At 48.8% G+C, this 24,003-nt stretch carries 17 protein-coding genes; 9 read left to right on the top strand and 8 right to left on the bottom strand.

Annotation, left to right across the window (positions count from 1 at the left end):
* Positions 1–14: 14 nt before the first annotated feature.
* Together K9N75_RS19080 and K9N75_RS19075 are read right to left on the bottom strand one after the other, a co-directional pair.
* Positions 15–962: an FAD-binding protein gene (locus K9N75_RS19080; RefSeq protein WP_008815281.1), complete on the bottom strand. Its 948-nt coding sequence runs from the start codon at positions 960–962 to the stop codon at positions 15–17.
* An 11-nt stretch (positions 963–973) separates the two neighbouring features.
* On the bottom strand, positions 974–1,747 hold the full coding sequence (locus tag K9N75_RS19075) for an electron transfer flavoprotein (protein ID WP_008815280.1): 774 nt from the start codon (positions 1,745–1,747) through the stop codon (positions 974–976).
* A 708-nt stretch (positions 1,748–2,455) separates the two neighbouring features.
* Between K9N75_RS19075 and caiT the strand changes: the two genes are divergently transcribed.
* The 8 genes from caiT (at position 2,456) to tynA (ending at position 14,213) form a co-directional block, all read left to right on the top strand.
* Complete coding sequence (gene caiT / locus K9N75_RS19070) at positions 2,456–3,979, top strand: L-carnitine/gamma-butyrobetaine antiporter (RefSeq protein ID WP_008815279.1); 1,524 nt, start codon at positions 2,456–2,458, stop codon at positions 3,977–3,979.
* A gap of 51 nt (positions 3,980–4,030) precedes the next feature.
* Complete coding sequence (gene caiA, locus K9N75_RS19065; protein WP_224452007.1) at positions 4,031–5,173, top strand: crotonobetainyl-CoA dehydrogenase; 1,143 nt, start codon at positions 4,031–4,033, stop codon at positions 5,171–5,173.
* Positions 5,174–5,299: 126 nt separating this feature from the next.
* Positions 5,300–6,505: an L-carnitine CoA-transferase gene (gene caiB, locus K9N75_RS19060; protein WP_224452006.1), complete on the top strand. Its 1,206-nt coding sequence runs from the start codon at positions 5,300–5,302 to the stop codon at positions 6,503–6,505.
* Between the two features lie 28 nt (positions 6,506–6,533).
* The gene (caiC, locus tag K9N75_RS19055; protein WP_224452630.1) at positions 6,534–8,120 is read left to right on the top strand and encodes a crotonobetaine/carnitine-CoA ligase; all 1,587 of its coding nucleotides are present in this window, start codon (positions 6,534–6,536) and stop codon (positions 8,118–8,120) included.
* Positions 8,121–8,134: 14 nt separating this feature from the next.
* Complete coding sequence (gene caiD, locus K9N75_RS19050) at positions 8,135–8,920, top strand: crotonobetainyl-CoA hydratase (RefSeq protein WP_185922565.1); 786 nt, start codon at positions 8,135–8,137, stop codon at positions 8,918–8,920.
* Positions 8,921–9,369: 449 nt separating this feature from the next.
* Entirely contained in the window at positions 9,370–10,470 is a 1,101-nt protein-coding gene (locus tag K9N75_RS19045; protein WP_224452005.1) for a DUF1615 domain-containing protein, read from the top strand.
* Positions 10,471–10,609: 139 nt separating this feature from the next.
* Positions 10,610–11,521: a transcriptional regulator FeaR gene (gene feaR / locus K9N75_RS19040; protein WP_061059523.1), complete on the top strand. Its 912-nt coding sequence runs from the start codon at positions 10,610–10,612 to the stop codon at positions 11,519–11,521.
* Positions 11,522–11,945: 424 nt separating this feature from the next.
* Positions 11,946–14,213 carry a primary-amine oxidase gene (gene tynA, locus K9N75_RS19035; protein WP_375374066.1) on the top strand — a complete coding sequence of 756 codons (2,268 nt, stop codon included), beginning with the start codon at positions 11,946–11,948 and terminating at the stop codon, positions 14,211–14,213.
* A 76-nt stretch (positions 14,214–14,289) separates the two neighbouring features.
* On the opposite strand, the gene K9N75_RS19030 is transcribed toward tynA, so the two are convergent.
* Complete coding sequence (locus K9N75_RS19030; protein ID WP_096080276.1) at positions 14,290–15,789, bottom strand: aldehyde dehydrogenase family protein; 1,500 nt, start codon at positions 15,787–15,789, stop codon at positions 14,290–14,292.
* Positions 15,790–16,090: 301 nt separating this feature from the next.
* On the opposite strand from K9N75_RS19030, the gene K9N75_RS19025 reads away from it, so the two are divergent.
* Positions 16,091–17,650, top strand: coding sequence for a methyl-accepting chemotaxis protein (locus tag K9N75_RS19025; protein WP_224452003.1), 1,560 nt, complete (start codon positions 16,091–16,093; stop codon positions 17,648–17,650).
* Positions 17,651–17,680: 30 nt separating this feature from the next.
* Here the strand turns inward: K9N75_RS19025 and K9N75_RS19020 are convergent, their stop codons facing one another.
* The 5 genes from K9N75_RS19020 to K9N75_RS19000 form a co-directional block, all read right to left on the bottom strand.
* Complete coding sequence (locus K9N75_RS19020) at positions 17,681–18,568, bottom strand: pirin family protein (protein ID WP_224452002.1); 888 nt, start codon at positions 18,566–18,568, stop codon at positions 17,681–17,683.
* A 100-nt stretch (positions 18,569–18,668) separates the two neighbouring features.
* Positions 18,669–19,373: an MgtC/SapB family protein gene (locus K9N75_RS19015; RefSeq protein ID WP_004097365.1), complete on the bottom strand. Its 705-nt coding sequence runs from the start codon at positions 19,371–19,373 to the stop codon at positions 18,669–18,671.
* Between the two features lie 526 nt (positions 19,374–19,899).
* Complete coding sequence (dcuC, locus tag K9N75_RS19010; RefSeq protein WP_004097369.1) at positions 19,900–21,156, bottom strand: C4-dicarboxylate transporter DcuC; 1,257 nt, start codon at positions 21,154–21,156, stop codon at positions 19,900–19,902.
* A 15-nt stretch (positions 21,157–21,171) separates the two neighbouring features.
* Positions 21,172–22,290 (bottom strand): adenosine deaminase family protein, encoded by a 1,119-nt coding sequence (locus K9N75_RS19005; RefSeq protein WP_224452001.1) that lies wholly within the window; start codon positions 22,288–22,290, stop codon positions 21,172–21,174.
* A gap of 129 nt (positions 22,291–22,419) precedes the next feature.
* Positions 22,420–23,331 carry a LysR substrate-binding domain-containing protein gene (locus K9N75_RS19000; protein ID WP_039184787.1) on the bottom strand — a complete coding sequence of 304 codons (912 nt, stop codon included), beginning with the start codon at positions 23,329–23,331 and terminating at the stop codon, positions 22,420–22,422.
* Between the last annotated feature and the right edge of the window lie 672 nt (positions 23,332–24,003).

The raw sequence follows: 24,003 nt of genomic DNA, 5'->3' as shown, positions 1-24,003 counted from the left end.
TACCTCGTCTTGCTCTATCGTTTTAATTTTTCGGTCAATGCGGGAACGATCTTCATCAGATCGCCGACGATCCCGTAGTCGGCATATTGGAAGATTGGCGCGTTTTTATCTTTGTTGATTGCCATCAGGATCTGTGCGCCATTGGCACCGACCATGTGCTGGATCTGACCGGAAATTCCGAGCGCCAGATAGAGATCGGGTTTAATCATGATCCCTGAAATACCGACATAGCGTTCGCGATCCATCCACTTCTCGTTCTCTGCCACTGGGCGAGAACAGCCAAGCTCAGCGCCAATCGCGTTGCTTAAGGCGGCGGCAATAGCAATGTTTTCCTGTGAGCCGATACCGCGTCCTACGCTGACCACCAAACGGGCTTTACCCAGATCGACGCTTTCGCCCTGTTTCACTCGTCGAGATTCACAGATGATGGCGTGAGCCGGAGCAATAAATTCCAGCGTTTGTGCGTTTCCACTACGAGCGCTATCTTCCTGCGCAGGAGCAAATACGCCGCTGGCCAGAGTGACAACGGCGTAGTCGGTTGTAATTTTTTCTTTGCCGAAGGCCAAGCCGCCATACACCATATGTGTGGCAACAGGGCAGCCGTCTTCCAAGCTCAGTTCGGCAGCATCGTTAACGACTCCGGCGGCTAAGCGTGCGCCTAGGCGGGCGGCCAGCGTTTTACAACGACGAGTGGCTGGCAGCAGCAATAAAGCGCGTGAGCTATGGCTCTGGCTACGAATGGCTTGTACCAACGTATCGGCATAGTCTTCGATAATGCGGTCATCGGGTTGTTCACCGAGGCTATACACGGCGTTAGCCCCCAAACGGAAGGCGAGGGCAGATTGTTCATCGCTTTGACTAACAACGTGGATGAGTTCACCCAGTTCACGTGCTCCACTCATCAGCTCAGGTAGATGTGATTTGGTGTCGCTAAACACCCATACAGTTGAAAATTTGCTCATAACGCCCCCAATTAGCTGATTACTTTGCGCAGGTGTTCTGCGAATTCTGAGATTTGTTCATCGCTGTCGCCTTCGATAATGATGCGGCCACGCGCTTTCTGTTGTGGTGCTTGTACGCTCAGCAGCGTTGTGTAAGGGGCTATTTCACCCAGCTCAAGATCGGCGGGCTGCCATGCGGTGACCGGCTTTTTGGCTGCGCCAAGAATGGCTTTCATCGATGGAATTTGAGGCGTATTGATGTCAGTGGACACTGAGAGCACCGCAGGTAGCGGGATCGTGAGGGTCTCCACTTCATCTTCTAATGTGCGTTCAATCTGAATGTTTGTCTCGGAGAGCGACAGAATACGGCTGACGCCGTTAATAGCAGCAACACCGAGCGCTTCGCCAAGCAGCAGCCCAACTTGTTGGGCATAAAGGTCGGCAGAACCATCGCCACAGAGGATCACATCGAAACCGGTTTTCTTGGCTGCCGCAGCGAGCATTGTGGCAGTTTGGTGAGGAAGCATTTTTTCTAAGCCAGCATCGGAAACGACGACTAACTCATCAGGGCCACGAGATAGCACATCTTTGCGCCCTTTGGCATTAGCGAGCGCTTCACCCCCTACGCTCATTGCGATGATTTGGATATCGCTATTTTGTTGCTTCAAGGCAGTCGCAGCTTCGATAGCGTTGAGATCGAATTGGCTTATTTTGGCATCCGCTTTGCTGAGGTTCAGAGAGCCATCACCATTGACAGTGATATCTTGCTCCTCGGGGATGAGTTTGTAACATGCGATAATTTTCATCACTTCTCCGATTTCGATAGGCAATACAATGTGCGTGATACTTATGCGTAATAATTTCTGAGCGATAACTTAAAGCTCAAAACATTAAAAAAATTTCTATTTTTAGATACGCGTTAAATTGTGTTGATGGGTTAAGCCTACATTGTAGGAATAAAAATAATGGCAAGGTGACTATTTAATAAAAGAAAGTCACTTGCTTAAGTTTAAATTAACGACATGGTTTAGTTAATTGTTTCCATGAGTCGCTATCACGATAATAGAAATACCATGATTCACCAGACCAAAATAATACCTAGATCACCAATATTGAACGTCTTGGCCGGGTTTTCTATGAGTTTATTTTTATGTTTCCGTTTAACTTATTGATAATTTTAATTTTAATTTGATTGTTTGTGAGGTGGTAAGTTGTGTTCAATTTTGAGTCAGAAAATTGTTTGATTAAGATCACGGATTAATCACTTGCCAAATCTCATTATATCTCAACGTTAAGTAGCGCGATTTATCTACATTCAGGCATTTTTATGGAAATAGTGAAATAACTCGTCATCATTATTTAAATAATGACTTTAAGTTTGCCTGCAAACGAGTGTCAGTTTTTTGTCATGTCATGGGCAGTCTGCTGATTTTTATTCTGGATATTGCATATCAAGTTGTTATGGAAAGTGTGTACTTTCCATTAGGGGCTTCTTTCCATAAAGGAAAATGTAAATGAGCACAGAAAAGAGCAAACGGAAAATAGGGATTGAACCCAAGGTTTTTTTCCCATCATTGATTATTGTCGCATTGCTTTGTTATTTAACCATGCGCGATTTAAACGCATCAAATATCGTCATTAACTCGGTATTTAATTACATCACCACCGAGTGGGGATGGGCGTTTGAGTGGTATATGGTTGTCATGTTTATCGGCTGGTTCTGGCTGATTTTTGGACCTTTTGCCCAACGTCGTTTGGGAGAAGAAGCGCCAGAATTTAGTACGGTTAGTTGGATCTTCATGATGTTCGCCTCCTGTACCTCTGCGGCGGTGCTGTTCTGGGGATCTATCGAGATTTACTACTACGTTTCCTCACCTCCGTTTGGGCTGACACCGTTCTCTAACCCGGCAAAAGATTTAGGATTGGCCTACAGCTTATTCCACTGGGGGCCTCTACCTTGGGCAACCTACAGCTTCTTGGCCGTCGCTTTTGGTTATTTCCTGTTTGTAAAAAAAATCGACGTAGTTCGCCCGAGCGGTACGCTCGTTCCGCTGTTTGGTGAGAAACGCTGCAACGGTATTATCGGTACGGTTATCGACAACCTCTATCTGGTGGCGCTGATTTTGGCCATGGGCACCAGCCTTGGTTTAGCGACGCCGTTGGTGACCGAGTGTATTCAATATCTGTTTGGCGTTCCGCACACCTTGCAACTGGACGCGTTAATTATTTCCTGCTGGGTCATTTTCAACGCGGTATGCGTGGCTTTCGGCCTACAGCGTGGGGTTAAGGTTGCCAGCGACGTTCGTAACTATCTGAGCCTAATTTTACTGGCTTGGGTATTCATCATTGGCGCCAGCAGCTTCACCATCAACTATTTTACCGATTCCGTAGGCGTGCTACTGAACAACTTCACCCGTATGTTGTTCTACACCGATGCCGTGGGTAAGAGCGGATTCCCTCAGGCATGGACCGTGTTCTACTGGGCGTGGTGGATTGTCTATGGCATTCAGATGTGTATTTTCCTGGCACGTATTTCCAAAGGACGCACCGTTCGTCAGCTTTGCTTGGGGATGGTCGGTGGACTAACCGCTTCGACTTGGCTGCTGTGGACCATTCTGGGCAGTAACACGCTCTCTCTGATCAACAATGGCAAAATCAATATTCCTCAGATTATTGAACAACATGGTGTCGCGCGCGCCATTATCGATTCTTGGGCCCTGTTACCGTTTAGCACTCTGACGATGTGGGCGTTTTTCATTCTGTGCTTCCTTGCGACCGTCACTCTCATCAATGCTTGTTCTTACACCTTAGCGATGTCTACCTGCCGCGGGGCTAACGGCTATGACGAACCGCCGATTTGGGTACGTGTGGGTTGGTCTGTGTTGGTGGGGATCATCGGGATCATTTTACTGGCGCTCGGTGGGCTTAAGCCGATTCAGACCGCGATCATCGCCGGTGGATGCCCTCTTTTCTTTGTCAACATATTGATAACTATATCTTTCTTGAAAGATGCCAAGGCTACACATTGGAAATACTAACCACGATTACATTGAAGCGTTTTTAATCTTAACCGCCAAGAGGCCTGCTTTATGAATTTTGCATTATCTGATGAACAAGAGTTATTCGTTTCCGGTATTCGCGACCTGATGGCGCAAGAAAACTGGGAGGCTTATTTTGCCGAGTGCGATCGTAACAGCCAATATCCAGAGCGCTTCGTGAAGGAATTGGCAGATATAGGGATCGATAGTCTGCTGCTGCCTGAAGAGCATGGCGGTTTGGATGCTGGCTTTGTCACATTGGCTGCGGTATGGGCAGAGCTGGGGCGCTTAGGTGCACCAACCTATGTGTTATATCAACTGCCGGGTGGTTTTAATACGGTGCTGCGTGAAGGCACACAGGAGCAAATCGATAAGATTATGGCTTTCCGTGGCACCGGCAAGCAGATGTGGAACTCGGCGATCACTGAGCCAGGAGCCGGTTCTGACGTGGGCAGCATGCAAACTTCCTACACCCGTAAAAACGGCAAAGTGTATCTCAACGGCAGTAAGTGTTTTATCACCAGCAGCGCCTACACGCCTTATATCGTAGTGATGGCACGCGATGCGGCGTCACCAGATAAGCCTGTTTTTTCCGAATGGTTTGTGGATATGAGCAAGCCGGGCGTGAAGGTGAATAAGTTGGAAAAGCTGGGTCTGCGCATGGATAGCTGCTGCGAGATCCTGTTTGACAATGTTGAGTTGGAAGAGAAAGACATGTTTGGTCGTGAAGGCAACGGCTTTAATCGTGTGAAAGAAGAGTTTGATCATGAGCGTTTCATTGTTGCTCTGACCAACTACGGCACCGCGTTCTGTGCTTTTGAAGATGCAGCGCGCTATGCCAACCAGCGTGTTCAGTTTGGTGAGGCTATCGGGCGTTTCCAACTGATTCAGGAAAAGTTTGCTCATATGGCAATCAAACTTAACTCGATGAAAAACATGCTGTTTGAAGCAGCGTGGAAAAGCGATAACGGTTTGATGACCTCCGGCGATGCGGCGATGTGCAAATACTTCTGCGCCAATGCTGCGTTTGAAGTGGTGGATTCTGCGATGCAAGTGCTCGGTGGGGTAGGGATCGCGGGCGATCATCGTATTACACGTTTCTGGCGCGATCTTCGTGTGGATCGTGTTTCTGGAGGGTCGGATGAAATGCAGATCCTAACGCTGGGCCGTGCGGTGCTGAAGCAGTATCGGTAATAGTCGGCAGAGTCAGTCTGATATTAGGGAGAGCGTACCGCTTCGCGGTGCGCTATGCCCAGATATCTCAGGTTAAAAGGCGGTGTCGTCGTGGCTACACCCTCTCTCATGGTGAAGGAGTATTTTATGTCAATGCCTACGTTTGGTCCGTTGTCTGGTTTACGCGTGGTCTTTTCCGGAATTGAAATTGCGGGGCCTTTTGCTGGGCAAATGTTTGCGGAATGGGGCGCTGAAGTTATCTGGATTGAAAACGTCGCCTACGGCGATACGATCCGCGTTCAACCGAATTACCCGCAGCTTTCTCGCCGTAATTTGCACGCATTATCGCTGAATATTTTCAAAGACGAAGGGCGTGAAGCGTTTCTGAAATTGATGGAAACCACTGATATTTTCATTGAAGCCAGCAAAGGTCCTGCTTTCGCTCGGCGTGGCATCACGGATGACATTCTTTGGGAACATAATCCTAAGCTTATCATCGCGCATCTCTCCGGCTTTGGTCAGTACGGTACGCCGGAATATACCAATTTAGCGGCCTATAACACGATTGCTCAAGCGTTCAGCGGATACCTGATTCAAAACGGCGATAAAGATCAGCCTATGCCCGCATTTCCGTATACCGCAGATTATTTCTCTGGCCTAACGGTAACCACTTCTGCATTAGCTGCGTTGTACAAAATGCAAAAGACAGGCATTGGTGAAAGTATTGACGTGGCGATGTATGAAGTGATGTTACGTATGGGACAGTACTTCATGATGGACTACTTCAACGGTGGTGAAGTTTGCCCTCGCATGACGAAAGGCAAAGATCCTTACTACGCGGGCTGTGGTCTGTATAAATGCCAAGATGGTTATATCGTCATGGAATTGGTTGGCGTGAACCAAATTCAAGAAATGTTTAAAGATATGGGGATTGCCAATCTGCTGGGTACGCCAGAGATCCCAGAAGGCACCCAGTTAATTCACCGTGTTGAATGTCCGTTTGGTGAGTTAGTCGAAGATAAATTGGATGAATATCTGGCTGGTAAACCATACGAAGAAGCGCTGGCTCGCTTTGCTGAACTCAACATTGCTTCTGCCAAAGTACTCACTATTCCAGAATTAGAGAGTAACCCGCAATATATTGCCCGTGAATCCATCACGACGTGGAATACCATCGACGGCCGCACCTATAAAGGGCCGAATGTCATGCCGAAATTTAAAAATAATCCGGGGCAAATTTGGCGCGGCATGCCAACCCACGGTATGGATACAGCGACCATTCTTGCAAGTATTGGCTACTCTGAAGCCGACATTGAAGCACTGGTGGCTAAAGGGTTGGCTAAAGCCGACTAGCCACTGCAATTATTTGGGTAGATATGTGATGGACATGATAGGCAAACGAAATTTGCGGCAGGCCTGGGATGATTTAGCGGAGTTATACGGTAATAAAACGGCTCTAATTGTTGAACGGCTTGCTACTGAGCATCAACAAAGAGAAGCATCCCAGTACAGTTATACCGAACTGAATAATGAAATTAACCGTACGGCTAATCTATTTTATTCTCTAGGTATAACCAAAGGCAATAAAGTCGCTTTGCATCTTAATAACTGTGCTGAATTTATTTTTTGTTGGTTCGGCTTAGCGAAAATAGGTGCCATCGTGGTACCTATCAATGCCAACTTACTACGTGATGAAAGCGCCTATATTATTAATCAGTGTGAAGCCACGCTCGTAGTGACTTCCGTTGAGTTTTATTCTATTTACGCTGATTTAAAGCAGCAGGGTTCATCCTCTCTACGCCAAATTATGTTGATAGATAACAACGCTGAAGCGTTATTGTCTAGCGACGTTCTCTATTTTCAGCAGATGAAAAAATGCCAGCCGGATACCTTGCTCTCCTCGGTTGAGATTAATAGTGAGGATACGGCGGAGATTCTCTTTACTTCAGGCACCACCTCCAGCCCGAAAGGCGTCGTGATCACCCACCATAATTTGCTGTTTGCTGGCTATTACACGGCGTGGCAGTGCGCATTAAGAAGCGATGATATTTATTTAACGCCAATGCCTGCTTTTCATATTGATTGCCAGTGTACTGCTGCGATGCCGACGTTCACGGTGGGGGCGACTTTTGTTCTGCTAGAGAAATACAGTGCGCGTGCTTTTTGGGGGCAGGTATGTCAATACCGAGCTACCGTCACCGAATGCATTCCGTTGATGATGAAAACCCTGATGATGCAGCCAATAATGCCGTGGGAGCGACAGCATAATCTGCGCGAAGTGCTGTTCTACCTTAATCTCTCTGAACAGGAAAAAGAAGCGTTTATTCAGAGATTTGGGGTGCGATTACTCTCGTCTTACGGCATGACAGAAACGATCGTCGGCGTCATTGGCGATCGTCCTGGTGATAAACGACGCTGGCCTTCTATTGGTCGAGTTGGCATGGGATATGAAGCTCAAATTAGGGACGCGCAGGGGCTGGAAATGCCGACGGGGAAAGTCGGTGAAATGTGGGTCAAAGGTATTCCGGGCAAAACGCTATTTAAAGAGTATTACAAACTACCGCAGGAAAGTACCAAAGCGCTTACCGCAGAAGGATGGTTGCGCACCGGTGATTATGGCTATGTTGACGAAGAAGGCTTCTTTTATTTTGTCGAGCGCAGCTGCAACATGATTAAACGCAGTGGAGAAAATATTTCCTGCGTTGAATTGGAAAATATTATTTCTACGCATCCCAAAATTATGGACGTTGCGGTTATCGGTTTAAAAGACTCTATTCGTGATGAAGCGATAAAAGCGGTGGTGGTCTTGAATGATGGCGAATTTATGACAGAGAAAGAGTTCTTTACTTTTTGTGGAAACAATATGGCGAAATTTAAAGTCCCCTCTTTTTTTGAAATAAGGGAAAGTTTACCAAGAAGCTGCTCGGGAAAAGTGATTAAAAAAAGTCTGGTTGAAGTTTCTTCTTAATAAGAGGTATTAGTATGAGCGAATCATTACATATCAAGCGCAATGGCTATATTTTAGAAATTACGTTAGACAGACCGAAAGCCAATGCCATTGATGCAAAAACCAGTTTTGCGATGGGTGAGGCTTTCATTGCTTTTCGTGATGATCCAGAGCTGCGTGTCGCGATTATTACCGGCGCGGGCGAACGCTTTTTCTCTGCGGGATGGGATCTTAAAGCGGCGGCAGAAGGCGAGGCACCAGACGCTGATTTTGGTCCGGGCGGGTTTGCTGGCCTTACCGAACTGTTTAACTTGGATAAGCCAGTGATTGCCGCCGTTAATGGCTATGCTTTTGGTGGTGGATTTGAGTTAGCTCTGGCTGCCGACATGATCGTTTGCGCGCAGCACGCCAGCTTCTCAGTGCCAGAGGCTAAACTGGGCATCGTGCCTGATAGTGGTGGAATGCTGCGTTTGCCTAAGCTGTTGCCGCCGGCGATAGCGATGGAAATGATGATGACAGGACGCAGCATGGATGCTGATGAAGCACTGCGCTGGGGCGTCGTTAATGCGGTGGTTGAAAGTGAGCAATTGATGGACAAAGCTCGCGAATTAGCGGAGCAGATCGCGGCTAATGCGCCACTGGCCGTCGCCGCGATTAAAGAAATCTATCGTGAAACCAGTGAGCTGTCTGTGGAAGAGGGTTATCGTCACGCACGCAGCGGCAAATTAAAACATTATCCATCGGTGCTGCACTCTGAAGATGCTTTAGAAGGGCCGCAGGCGTTTGCTGAAAAACGTGATCCTGTATGGAAAGGACGCTAGGTTAATGACATTAAAGCCGGACAGCCAAAATAAAGAGGGTGGAATGACGCGCAAAGCGGGGATGCAAAGCCTGCTCGGTTCACGTTATGTCACTTGTCCGGGGTGTCGACAGCGTATCCGCGGGCAGCTGTATAGCATGTTGAATCAGTGCCAGACTTGGTGTCCAAGGTGTAAGAAGAATGTGGATTCATGCGTAACGTCGTGTGAGAAATAATTTGTTGGTGTTTATTATTGTGGCGGTAATCAAATGGATTACCGCTTCAATGACTCGGTGAGTACCTATCGCTCGCAGATTTTTTACGGTATCAATGAATTGCTGCTTGTTTCTATATTTATAACCACCGAATTTACGACGACCGAGATTAAGCGCCTGCACCAGCAAAACCTAGACCCGCCTTTCTATCTGCGTTACCGTTCCTTATCTCAATCACTCTGATTATTCGATAAAAATGGCAAATTTTCGTGCTTTAGGATTGCGGCCGCTGGGTTTACTGACTTTGTTAGTATTGGCTGGGTGTTCAACAAAAACGACTCAGACGCCAACGCCGCGTCCGGCGCAGGTGAAAGCCCAGCTAGTGGATTTGATCCCAAGCAACGTACGCGATCGTCAGGGGTGGGCGAAGGATATTGCCGCCGCGTTTACCGCGCAGGATATTCCGCCAACGCCTGAGAACTTGTGCGCGGTGATTGCGGTTACCGAACAAGAATCTACGTTTCAGGCCGATCCACAGGTACCGGGGTTAGGTAAAATTGCGTGGAAAGAGATCGATCGCCGTGCAGATCAGATGCATATACCCAACTTTTTAGTTCATACCGCGTTGCTGATTAAATCACCTAACGGCAAAAGCTACAGTGAACGCTTGGATAAAGCGCGTAGCGAAAAAGAGTTGAGTGCGATCTTTGATGATTTCATCAATATGGTGCCGATGGGGCAAAAATTATTCGGTAACCTGAATCCAGTACGCACTGGCGGGCCAATGCAGGTCAGCATTGCGTTTGCTGAAGCACACGCCAAAGGCTATCCATACAAGGTTGATGGAACCATTCGCCGTGAAGTTTTTAGCCGTCGCGGTGGTGTGTATTTTGGCACGATGCATCTGCTTGGCTATCCGGCGAATTATCCTCAGCCAATTTACCGTTTTGCTGATTTTAATGCCGGCTGGTATGCCAGCCGTAATGCCGCGTTTCAACGTGCTGTTAGCCGACTGACAGGGATCAAACTGGCGTTGGACGGTGATTTAATTAACTATGGCACCGATAAACCGGGTTCTACCGAACTGGCTGTGCGCTCGCTAGGCAAGCGTCTTGATATGAGTGATTCCACTATTCGCCGAGCGCTAGAAAAAGGCGATAGCATCGATTTTGAAAAAACGTCGCTGTATAAACAGGTGTATGCGTTAGCCGAAAAATCAGGTGGTAAAAAGCTGCCACGTGAAATATTGCCTGGGATTACGCTTGAAAGCCCAAAAATAACACGCCAACTGACAACGGCGTGGTTTGCTAAACGTGTCGATGGCCGCTGGCAGAAGTGCATGGCTAAAGCACGTTAATAATTGCGGGGTGCTTCGCATCTTATTACGTCTCTTGTTGCTCAGGTGTTAATCACTTGTTATCGTTGGCGGGCGTCTGCTACTGGACGTGCTTTCCTCCGCTGCATTGCAACACGTTATTCGTGTGAGGTAGAAGACGATGACCACATCCTCCCAGCTTAAAGACGCTGATTTCGAAGTCTGGCTTGCCCAAATTAATCAGGCCTGTGGACGCTTTGCGGCAAAAACGTTGGGGGAAGGGTTTAGTGGCTCGGTGCAAGAGTTTCGCTCAGGAGCGTTACGTCTGAGCGTCGTGGATATTGCGCAAACCAAGCTGTATCGCACGCCGCAGGAAATCGCTCAGAGCGATGGCTCCTATTTTTACACGGTATTTCAGCTCAGCGGCCATTCTGAAATGGAGCAGGAAGGGCAACGAGCGCTACTTTCCGCCGGAGACATCACGCTCATCGATGCCGCAAAACCTAGCACTTTTACCTTCAGTGAGACCTCTAGCCAGATATCACTACTGCTGCCACGCGGCTACCTAGAACGTAATTTGCAGTTTGCCGATCTCCGCTGTGCACAACGCTTGGCTGCTGGTGCGCCGATGGTGCGGCTTAGCCAGCAGTTGGTGCAAGAAAGTATGCGCAATAGCACGCTAGATCAGCAGGAGAGCGAAGCGGTTTTAGATGCCGTGGCTACGCTATTGCGTCCAGCGCTGATCGCCCGTGATGATGATGCGCCGCAGGATAAAGTTTTCCATCGCACGCTCTCTTTTATTGATAAACATATTCAGTCCGAATCGTTACGCCCAGAGTGGATTGCCAGTGAGGTAGGAGTTTCGGTGCGTAGTCTCTACCGCATGTTTGCGCGTAAAGGACTGGTGGTGGCGCAGTATATTAAAAATCGCCGTCTAGACCTGTGTGCTAACGCGTTACGCAGTGCGCCCGTGAGACAAAAATTGTCGGATATTGGCTATTCGTGGGGGTTTGCCGATCACAGCCATTTCTCCACCGCTTTCAAAATGCGCTTTGGTGTCACGCCAGGCGAATACCGCAAACAGTATCGTTAGTCTCATCTCTGTGAGTTTGTCATCAGTGACAAAGCTGATGGCATACACAACAAATTAATCCCCCCAACGAATTGCTATGTTTGAGCTGGGTCAGCCGATACTGACTCATTAAACCGTAGCAGAGCGTGGCGGCAGACCAACAATAAGACACATTAAAGCCCCTAACAAAAACCTGTCCCCAAGATAATTCGAGTTGTACAGAGGCAACACATCGGTGAATTAGCTGTGTGAGTACAGCCAACGAAATACAGCGAGAAGTATGACGGGGATATTGAGGAACTGACTTTCGTAAGCATGCAGCTATACCAGGTCGAGATTATCCCGCGCACTGATTCACTGACATGAATGCCAATTTCTAGTGGTGAGGTAATAAATAATGTTTCGCAAAACCGTGTTTTCAAAAACAGCACTGCATAAAAAAACGATGACTAAGAAACGACTGCCGGTTGCGATTGCGCTGGCATTAGGGGTGTTGACCTCTGCTGGCTGGCAAACGACCGCACAGGCTCACGGTGCCGCAGCCCATATGGTTCCGATGGAAAAAACATTAGAGGAGTTTGGTGCTGACGTACATTGGGATGACTACGCACGTATGTTTATCCTCTCCAAAGACGGTGCTTATATCAAGGTCAAGCCAGACACCAACGAAGCTATTGTTAACGGCAAACCATTGAAACTGGCGGTGCCGATAGTGTTCCGCAACAAAGTGGCATACATGTCGGAAGACTTTATTAATGAGGTTTTTCAGTCTGGTTTAGATCAAACCTTCGCGATTGAAAAACGCGCCCATCCACTGAATCCTCTCAGCGCTGATGAAATTAAAACTGCAGTCGATGTGATTAAAGCATCCGATAACTATCGAGATAATTTCCGCTTTACTGAGATTTCACTGCGCGAGCCACCCAAAGACGAAGTTTGGCAGTTTGTGTTAGCGGGTAAAACCGTGGAGCAACCGCGTCAGGCGAACGTGACCGTGTTGGATGGTAAGCACGTGGTGGAGAGCATTATCGATCTGAATGATAAAAAAGTGGTGTCGTGGACGCCCATAAAAGATGCGCAGGGTATGGTACTGCTGGATGATTTCTCCACCGTTCAGTCAGTGATTAACGCTAGCACCGATTTTGCCGCAGTGCTGAAAAAACGTGGGATTAACGACCCGAGCAAGGTGATCACTACGCCGTTAACCGTGGGGTATTTTGATGGCAAAGATGGGCTAACGCAGGATCAGCGCTTGTTGAAAGTCGTTAGCTATTTAGATGTTGGCGATGGCAACTACTGGGCTCACCCGATTGAAAATCTTGTCGCGGTGGTCGATCTTGAGCAGAAGAAGATCATTAAGATTGAAGAGGGACCAGTGATCCCCGTGCCGATGGCGCCGCGTCCGTTTGATGGACGCGATCGCAAAGCACCAGAGATCAAGCCGCTAGAAATCGTTGAACCAGAAGGGAAAAACTACACCATTACCGGCAACACGATTCATTGGCAGAATTGGGATTTCCACGTTGGCTTGAATTCACGCGTTGGGCCGATCATTTCGACCGTGACTTACAACGATCAGGGTAAAAAACGGAAGATCATGTATGAGGGATCGTTAGGAGGCATGATCGTCCCTTATGGCGATCCGGATATTGGCTGGTATTTCAAAGCCTATTTGGACTCTGGCGATTATGGTATGGGAACTCTGACCTCACCGATTGCGCGTGGCAAAGATGCGCCATCAAACGCGGTGTTAATCGATCAAACTATCGCTGATTACACCGGTAAACCGATGACCATTCCGCGGGCAATGGCAATATTCGAACGCTATGCGGGGCCAGAATACAAGCATCAGGAGATGGGGCAACCCAACGTCAGCGCTGAGCGCCGTGAACTGGTGGTACGTTGGATTAGTACGGTGGGTAACTACGACTATATTTTTGACTGGGTATTCCACCAGAACGGCACTATTGGCATTGATGCTGGGGCAACGGGAATCGAAGCGGTGAAAGGCGTAAAAGCGCGCACTATGCAGGATCCAACCGCTAAAGATGACACCAAATATGGCACGCTTATCGATCATAATATCGTGGGCACAACGCATCAGCATATCTATAACTTCCGCTTGGATATGGACATTGATGGCGAGAACAACAGCTTGGTTGAGCTCAATCCAGATGTGAAACCGAACGATCGCAGCGGCCCGCGTACCAGTACCATGCAGGTGGATCAGGTCGATGTGAAAACCGAAAAAGACGCGGCGCAGAAATTTGATCCTTCAACCATCCGTTTGTTAAGCAATACCAACATAACCAACAAAATGGGAAACCCTGTTTCTTACCAGTTGATCCCTTATGCGGGAGGAACTCATCCCATCGCTAAAGGTGCTAACTTCGGTAAAGATGAGTGGATTTACCATCGTTTGAGCTTTATGGATAAACAGCTTTGGGTGACGCGCTACAACGCGGATGAACGTTATCCGGAAGGTAAGTATCCGAACCGTTCTATTCACGACACGGGGCTAGGGAAATATTCCTCTGATAATCAGTCAATTGAAAACACCGATAACGTCGTGTGGCTCACAACGGGTACCACGCACGTTGCCCGTGCGGAAGAGTGGCCCATTATGCCAACCGAATGGGTACATGCTCTGCTGAAACCGTGGAACTTCTTTAGCGAAACTCCGACGCTGGATTTAAGTGGAAAGAAGGAATAAGTCAGTAACGCAAAAATTAAGGGGTTGCATCTAGCAACCCCTTTTTGTCTTTCGAAGATAAACGTATCAGCAGAACTCAATATCTAACACATACCGTTTTGGTTTCAGTATAGGCATCTAGCCAATCAGTGCCAAAATCACGTCCGGTTCCTGACTGTTTTACGCCGCCAAAAGGCATGTTTGCGTCGATCAGAGTATGGCTGTTGACCCACACAGTACCGGCCTGAATTCGCGGGGTATAAGCCATGGCCGTTTGTAGGCTGGTGGTCCATAGGCTGGCAGTGAGTCCGTAGTCGGTGTCGTTGGCCTGATGCAGAGCCTCTTCGGCGTTTTTGACACGAATAAGATTAACCACTGGGCCGAAAACCTCTTCACGCGCCAGATTTAGCGCAGCATCTGGATTAATCACCAGCGTCGGTGGAATATAGAATCCTTGTGTGTCTGGCCCAGCTGCGCCACTGATTAGCTCGGCGTTTTTGGCTTTGGCATCTTGCAGGTAAGAGGCGACCTTATCGCGATGTTGACGTGAAACTAGCGGATTGATCTGCGTTGATGCATCCATTCCTGGGCCAACGGAGAGTGATTTTACCGCTTGTTCAAAACCCGCAACCAGTGAGTCGAAAATAGGTTCTTCAATGTAGATTCGCGAACTGGCGGCGCAAACCTGTCCTTGATTGAGGAAGCTCCCTGCCATCAGTCCCTCAATCACCTGCTGTTGATCCGCGTCTTTCAGCACGATAGCCGGGTTTTTTCCGCCTAATTCTAGAGTGACGCGGGTTAGTCGATCGGCTGCGGTGCGGGCAATACCTTTGCCAACCGGTGTAGAGCCGGTAAAACTGACCTTCGCGACTAATGGGTGTTCCGTCAACGCTTTACCGCATACAGAACCTTTGCCGGTGACGATATTAAATACGCCATCAGGAATACCGGCTTCGCTGGCTAGCTCAGCCATGCGTAGCAGCGTGAGCGGGGTGGTCTCAGAGGGTTTAATCACGATAGAGCAGCCTGCAGCCAGCGCAGGCATCACTTTCCAGATACCTATCATCAGTGGAAAATTCCACGGCACAATACCAGCAACGACGCCAATGGGCTCTTTGCGAGTGTAGGCCATGTATTTCGCTCCGGCAGGCATAGGGATAGAGACATCCATCGTTTGACCGGTAATTTTAGTTGTTAGCCCTGCGGTATAGCGCATCCAGTTCAGAGTACAACCGACCTCAAAAGCGCGGGAAATATTGATGGATTTACCTTGCTCCAGCGTTTCGAGCTGGGCGAGCTCTTCGGCATGCTGTTCGACTAAATCGGCGTAACGCAGCAAAATACGTTCACGCTCTGCGGGTAAACGTTGAGCCCAAACGCCAGAATGAAAGGCCTGATGAGCGGAGGTGACCGCGCGGGAGACGTCTTCAGCGTTGGCATCGGCGGAGGACGATATTTGTGCTCCGTCCGCAGGGTTATAAATGGCTAAACGTTCATCGGCGGTAGATTCTTGCCACTTTCCATTGATATAGAGTCCGTGCTGACGGTCAAGGAAACGCGAAACGCTGTCCAGTATGGCTACTTTATTATCGGGCATAAGCCCTCCCGTCGGTCAAAAGGAGTTTGGTGAGAGATGGGTCTGATCGCTGAGCGACAACCCAGTCATGACCTCATGAGTCTATAACAAGGATAGTCATCTCTTTTTGCTGTGCCTGACATTTGCTTGGTGGGATATGACAGCGAGAACAATAAATCCATTTTCACTTTCACGATCAAAGCGTCGCATTCCTTCAACGCATGCAGGGCACGCACTTGCCTAAAGTATTGCCGCTGATTGCCGATAATTCGTCCACCCCTACTCTTATCATTGAACGACTTACCGACAAGGAATCCTCCCTGTGTTGAAGAACATTTCGTTGCGAACGGGTTTATTGGTTTTGTTGTTGTTGATTACGTTACTTTTATTGGTGGTTAGCGCATTGGGACTGATAACGATCCACAGAGATCGTGCGGCGCTGGTGGAGCTTAATCAGATACAAGGCACCGAGCTCAATAGTTTGAATGGCAGTAATACACAAACGCTGATTGCTCGTGCGAATGCGTCCTTAGCCGTGCGCAAGATAGAGATTGGATTGCTGGATGAAGGCGCGGCGTTAAGCCGTAAGATCGTACAGAATATAAAAGATTCGCAGCAGCAGATGCAGCGCTTCGCCGAGATCAGCAGGCAGACTGAGCGTAATACCGATTTGGATCAACGGGTGTTGAGCACCTATCAGTCCTACATCAAGCAAGGTATAGAACCTATGTTAGCGGCACTAAATAAGCAATATACCGATGAGTATTACGAAGTATTGGAAAATAAGCTTACGCCGCTGAGTATCGGTTTTAGTCACGCAATCAACGAATTTAATACTTATGCGCAGGGCGCAGTGGAACAAAGGCTGCAGGATTCAGAAACTAGCGAAAGCCGGATGCGGTTGCTGATTCTGGTTGTTGCACTGCTCACGCTGGTGATGGTGGTGACGTCGTGGTTAGTGTTGCGCCTTATGCTGCTCAAACCCTTGGACGCGACGATAGGTCATCTAGAAGTCTTGGCGGCGGGTGATTTAACTCAGCCTTTGCTTCCAGCCAGTAGCAAAGAGCTCAACCGTTTAACACAGGCGATTGAAACCATGCAGCAGTCGCTGCGTAAGTCTGTGAGTGAAGTGCGTGAGACCAGCGAGCAAATTGATATAGGCAGCCGTGAATTGGCTGCGGGTAATCTTAATTTGTCGCAGCGTACGGAAGAGTCAGCGGCATCGCTAGAACAAACTGCGGCCAGCATGGAACAGCTTACGGCAACGGTGAAGCTCAATGCGGATAACGCAGAACAGGCGCATCAGCTGGCACGTAAAGTATCCGACACCGCAGACCGTGGTAGCGAAGCCGTATGTTACGTAATGGAAAAAATGGATGAGATCGCCGAGAGCTCGGGGCGTATTGCCGATATTCTTGAAGTCATCGACGGCATTGCCTTTCAGACGAATATTCTTGCGTTGAATGCTGCGGTTGAGGCTGCCCGCGCAGGCGAACAGGGGCGTGGTTTTGCGGTGGTCGCCAGTGAAGTTCGCAATCTGGCACAGCGCAGTGGTCAGGCGGCCAAAGAGATCCGCTCACTCATTTCCACCTCGCAAACGCGCGTCAGCGAAGGTGCAAAAATGGCATATCAGGCTGGTGAAACCATGGATGAGATCTCTGGTGAAGTGATGCGTGTGACCGGATTGATGAAAGAGATTTCTGGCGCCTCTAAGGAACAGAGCCGAGGGATCGAACAGGTAAATCTGGCTGTCACCCAGATGGATGAAGTTGCTCAGCAAAATGCGGCATTGGTAGAAGAGGCCGCTGCGGCCACGCGTTCTCTGGAGACTCAGTCGCAGCAGCTCATGATGTCGATGGCGGCGTTTAGGGTCAGCGCCTAAGTTGACGACCTCCCCTAAAAGGGGAGGTCATTACGGCATTTCAGGTGACAATGTACGTTCGCCGTCAAAGCCTTGTACGGTGCCAAAACGTCCGGTGTCCTGATTCCATTCGGCAATTGACTGACGTAATTCTTCTTTGCTACGGCCAACAAAATTCCACCACATTAATACCTGCTCACCCAATGGCTCACCTCCGAGGAATAGCAAGCGAGTTTTAGGCGCAAGAGTGACATTTAGCCGCGTATGTTGCGTGCCTATATAGGCCAGTTCATTTTCACCAAAACGTTTCCCTTCAATATTGATTTCGCCCTCCAATACAAACAGACCGTACTCAAAATCAGGCTGGAGTTTTAGCTGGGTATTTGAACCATCAGGAGTATAAAGATCGACGCCCAGCAGCTCAGAGAAACAGAGCGTAGGGGCATGAAAGCTCGCATAGTCGCCGGCCAGCAGCGTGTGGCGGATACCGTCGGCGTCCCAAACGGGTAATGTTGGATAATGGTCAAAACGCGGCGGCATATCTTTTACCGCTTCGGGTAACGCAATCCACAGCTGAGCCGCGTGCAGACGAGTGAACCCTGGCACTGACTCTTCTGTATGGGCGATGCCGTGACCTGCGGTCATGAGATTGACCTGTCCGGGGCGAATGATTTGCTCGTAGCCAAGGCTATCCCGATGCAGTACTTCACCTTCCAGCATCCAAGTGAACGTTTGCAAACAGGTATGAGGATGTGGCGCGACTCGAAAGCCGCCGGTGCTATTTTTTAGCACCGATGGACCCGCGTGATCGAGAAAGCACCATGCGCCAATCAAGCGGCGTTCTTTCACTGGAATGGCACGTGATACGGGGATTCCACCCACGTCTTTGATGCGGGACGTGATGCGCTGAAGCGACGTAGAATTGAAACTACTATCCATAATCGTCCTCTTAAATCATCAGTAGGGTATAGGGTAACTGCTATCTCATCCTATACCACTTGATGACGAGTTGCAGTGGCGCGTTATCTGATTAAATAATCTAGCTAGAGCTACCGCCAATTCGGCTGTAATAGGCCTGTTTAATTAAACGCTCATCCAGCAACACATTGACCAGATTATCCAGATCGTCGGCAGAAACAGAGGCTGGGATCAGCGAAACGGTGATTTCGACATCGTCGTCACCGAAGGGCTCGACGTCCAAATGTGACATAAAGCAGTTCTCGGCTTTTAGCGTTTTCTTGACCAGAGAGAGGGCTTCTCGTTGATCGTTTTCTAAGGCGATAACGCAGATTTCATAGGTTGCATCACCGTGTTCATCGGTAAGCGGCTGGCGGTTGATCATATTGACCATAGGGCGCAGCAGGGTATTGGATGCCACAACAAAAAATGTTGCCATGCAGGCATCGGCAATCATTCCCGCTCCTGCACAGGCTCCGACGGCGGCAGATCCCCACAAGGTTGCTGCGGTATTAAGACCGCGGATGTTTAACCCCTCTTTCATAATCGTACCGGCACCCAGAAAACCAACGCCGGAGACGACGTAGGAAATCACGCGGACGGCCCCACCGGCGCCATCAATGCTCATTGCCAGATGCACGAAAATGGCGGCACTAGTGGCAACCAGCGTATTGGTGCGCAGTCCCGCGGTGCGCTGACGATACTGGCGCTCGTAGCCAATAATGGCTCCTAATAAAAAAGCGACCAGCAAAATAGTGAATGTTTCATAATGCAGAGTGAAGTTCATGTTAAAAGCCTCAGAATTTAGCTCTGCTTGTTAGTAACGGAAATAATTTTATTTTGCTGGTGGAGTGAGTTTTAACTCGACTCGCAGCAGGTGCGAATGAATAACACTATCGCCGTTGCGAATAAGCAGAAAATAAGATGTAGAGCCCCATCAGAATTAAATCTGATCAATGGCCACACGTTTTTTTTGAGGCGTGTTAATTCAACGAGGCATGATACGCACGCAAGCGTAAGCCTGAACAATGAAGCTGCGGTGATGTTCTACGGAGAAGACTCTAAGAGAAAAATAACACCACATCCTTTGTCTATGCAGGATGTGAGGTGGACATTATCACATCATGCGATTAGTTGAGAGGAACACGCCGTCTCGGTCTATCGTTGTCCATGTTATTTCCTATGTTTGAGAAGAAAAAATAGGTACTCAATTAATATTATGTGGATTTTAATTGATTAACCTTGAACGTCAACTAAACAATAAAGCAAATGGGCCGTGAATATACGGCCCATTTAAAAATAGCGCAGTGCGATTAAATTAAAATAATGAGTAAAACTAACCCAATCAACATAACCGGTGCAGTGCGCTTAATGAGCTCAATAGGAGACACCCCAGCCATGCCAGCGACCACAATAGCCGCAGCGGAGAGCGGGGAAGCTGTGCGCCCTAAATAGCTGGCAAATGCGGCAGCGGTTCCAAGATTGGTTGGGTTCATGCCAAATTCAGCGGCGTGCGGGGTGATAGCTTCGTTGAACGCATAAGCTGTTGCATCACCGGAGCCGATCACGACGGCCATCAAGAATGGACCGATAGTGCCACCAAAACGAGCGGCTTCTGGGAAATCAATCAGTGCACTTTTGGCTGCGTCGATGAGCCCAACTGAAGTGAGTCCAGCGACGAAAACACCGGCGCAGATAATAATGCCAAACACGTCGCTGTAGGCTTTACCCATTCCGTCAAAGAAGGCAGGAACGACTTTGCCAGGATGGGTTCGCGTCACGGCTAGAGTCGCTAATACGCCCCACATCACAGCCTGTGGAACGCCCATTTTTAACCAGCTTACGCCGCCAAACGCACCCAGCATCAATAGTGCGATAGGTACTAGAGGCATTAACGCCGCCAGCACGTTGATTGGGCCTTCCTGCGGATCTTCAGCATCCAAGCGTGAATGATATCCTTTGTGCTCTTTGCGCAATATGGCGGTGATGGTCATACCGACCATGATAATCAGTCCGAGCCACACAACGGTCATGACGCGATCGCCGATGATATTCATCACATCGCCGCCGACGATCTTGGCCACGAGCGCCATGTGCGGGCTCCCAGGATTGAGCAGACTGGCACCGAAGGTTCCCGCGAGTACGGATGCGGCGGCCATCACTGGATGAATGCCCGCAGCCAGCTGTAGAGGGATCATGGTGATCCCCGCGGCGGCGGCTGCACCGGCGGCGCTAGGTAGCGCGAGCTGAACGAAAGTGGTGAGTAAAATGGTGCCCGGAATAAGAAAAAGACCGACGTGCTTTAACGGTGCGCTTAGCAGGCGAACGAGGTGGCGGTCGCAGCCGGTGAACTTCATGACGGTTGCAAAGCCGATGGCAGATAAGATGGCCTGAATTAACCCTTCGGAGACCATTTTTTCTGCAAAGCTATTCATTGCAGCCATGGGTTCAAGAGAAATTAAGCACATCAGCATGCCGGAAAACAGCAGCACGGTGCGGGTATCCTGCTTTTTAATCAGCAGCACGATGGTTAATAACAGAATTATTACGCCAGCAGTTATGGTCAACATGGAATTTTCTCGATGCTATGCCGTGTGTGGACGATGATAGGAAATATGTTGTGCCGCATTGATGTGCGGTTCTTGGTTTAACTTGCTGCGCAGCGTGTCGAATTCTTCTGCCCAGCGTTGCCGCCACTGCTGCTTAATCTCTTCTGGCTGCCAGCAGGCATCAATACCGTTTAGCATTAGCTGGCGAACGCCGTCGAGGTCGAAGCCAAACTCTTCCACCATCACGCGATAACATTCGGCACCGTTGGTGTTATGCATATGCCAGTCGTCGGTTGCGGGAATAATATTCATCCCCGCTAACGCCATGTGGCGAATCGGATGGTTTTGTCGCCATTGAGATGCATCAGGCCATTTTTTCAGGTAGTAGGTATTGCTTGGCACCACGGTAAAGGGCACGTTTTCGCGCACGCAGCGAGCCGTTAGCTCTGGATTATCCAGCACGGTGTAACCATGATCGATACGTTCCAGATGAATTAAATCCAAACCGGTTTCGACGTTACGCCAGTGTAGGCCGAACTCGGAACAGTGCCCTGTCAAACGCAGCCCACCTTGTTTCGCTTTGCGATAGGCTTTCCAGAAGTGCTCAATAGGCGCGTCATTTTCTTTGTAATCAATACCTATTCCGGGGACCAGTGGATGAGGGTATTGCAGCACGGCCTCAACCATGGCAGCGGCTTCTTCGGGCGACTTTTCACGGTTAATGGAAGGGATAAACAGCGCACGGATGTCCCATTGCTCAGCCGCTTTCTGCATGGCTGCGCTCATTGCTTCTGTGACTTCAGCGTAGGTCAGTGCGGTGTCTGAGGGATTCCAGAACAGTTCCAGATGGCGAATACCGGTTGCAGCGGCATCCTCGGCCACTTCATAGGTCACTCGATAGTAATCTTCGGCGCTGCGTAGCAGAGGATATAAAAAGTTAAGTGCGGCGATGCCGCCTTTAACGACGCTGGTTTCATGTTGATAACGGCGGTAATAGCTTTTGGCTTCTGCTTCCGTGAGAGGAACGCCATATTTTTGCGCCAAATCCAGCATAGTGGCTAAACGCACGCCGCCCAACAAATGATAATGGAGATCCACTTTAGGGAATGTGGTGAAGAACTCAGTCAAAGTAATCGTTTGCGTAGGCGGTGTCATGAGAGGCGCTCATCGGCAAAAAAGAAAACGCCATCATAAGTAAAGCGCCACTGAGGGGGAAATGCTATTCCGGCACAGGCAGATACATTTAGGCATCATATTTCAGGATGCGTGGTATTACGTCTAGATTTAGCGGTGTAAAGGTGCCCAAAACGTTTTGCCGAGAGCAATCTGCTGTGAAAGGCTTTGCCAAAAGGCTTCGGCGCGCTGGTGCAGTTGTGCCTGATTGCGGTAGAGACGGATTTGATAGGGAATATGCCAGCGTTTGCGATCTACGGCGATCAGTTTGCCCTGTTTGAGTTCGTCTTCAATCTGGCAGTCCGGTAGCCACGCTAGCCCCTTGCCGCGTAATGCCATTTGGCGGTGCAGGTCGCATAGTGAAGATTCAAATACGGGCTGACAGGCAAAAGGTTGCTGCGGCATCAAGCGTTCCACCATGCGCGCGCTGTAGGAGTCTGGTGAATAGCGCAAGTAGGGCATGGGTTGGTGGTTATTTTCATCTGGGGTAAATAGTGGCTGCCCATGATTATCGGCGGCGCTAACCAACAATAGCTCCCCTTTGCCTAACAACAAGTTGGTAAACGGAGGTTGGAGTAGAGCGTGGGTGTCGAAGGCCAAGAGAAAATCGCTAGCGCCTTCAATTAAGGATTCAACGGCAAAATCTACGCGCAAAATATCAACCGAAAAAGGCGTGGTGTGGTCGATTTGCTCGATTAAATCCAGTAAGAAGGGCGATGACAGCGAGTGCGGTGCACAGAAACGGACAGGATTGATCATCTCAGACGGAAGGCCATTCATTTTCTGAATGCCTTCTTGTAGCTGGTTTACCATGCTGTGAGCGATTAAGCGAAATTGATAGCCAGCAGGGGTTAACGTTACCGGCGTTGAACTACGATCGACCAGTTTCTGGCCTACGCTTTCTTCTAATGCACGGATGTGACGGCCAAAAGCAGGCTGAGTGATGTTACGCCGCTGGGCTGCTCGTGAGAAATTACGCAGTTCTGCGAGCGCCAAAAAATCCTCTAACCAGCCGGTATCCATCAGTGAGTATCCCTTTGTGTGTTGTGCTGTTTTCAGTATACCTATTTGTCATTTTCCAAGCATATATCCCTTATACGCAAAGTAACACGTGCATTGGCTATGTGCTTTCACCTTAGTCATCCTTTTGCCACGTGACTCAGAGGGGGCTCGTTTTTTTGTCCTGCAACTTGAATTAATTAGGTTAGAAATGGCTACAGAACAATTGAATAAAAACATCTTATTTGTGCCTAAATATTTTAGTCACTTAAATTATTACTATTACTTCTGAGAATAACCTCACTATTAAAGATGATTATCTCTGTTGTATTTATCTCACCAAGCTGGCATTTATGAATGACGGGCTAGAAATGACTGACTGAAATGCAAATCACTTGCACCTATACCCGACAGACATCAAGTGGCAGAAGCGTTAGCCGCGGTTGTTCACCCGAGTAACATCGTTTTTATGCTGCTAGGGATGTGACGATTGCTGTTGCTTTGCAACTCGAATTATTTTGGGTATATACGCAAAAATTTGTGCGGTTTCGCTTACTCTAAATTTGGGCGAAATAGAAAATCTCAGAGAGGAAATAGGCCAATCGCTATTTATCCAAACATATTGGGATCCTTATAAGGCAACGAATGCCGCGATGGATTCAGTATGAATAGGGGAAAGAAGCGTAATAAAAGCAG

It is taken from the genome of Hafnia paralvei, assembly GCF_020150375.1.
GTDB lineage: Bacteria > Pseudomonadota > Gammaproteobacteria > Enterobacterales > Enterobacteriaceae > Hafnia > Hafnia paralvei.
The sequence above is the reverse complement of the archived record's forward strand: the minus strand, read 5'-3'. Positions and strand labels throughout refer to the sequence as shown.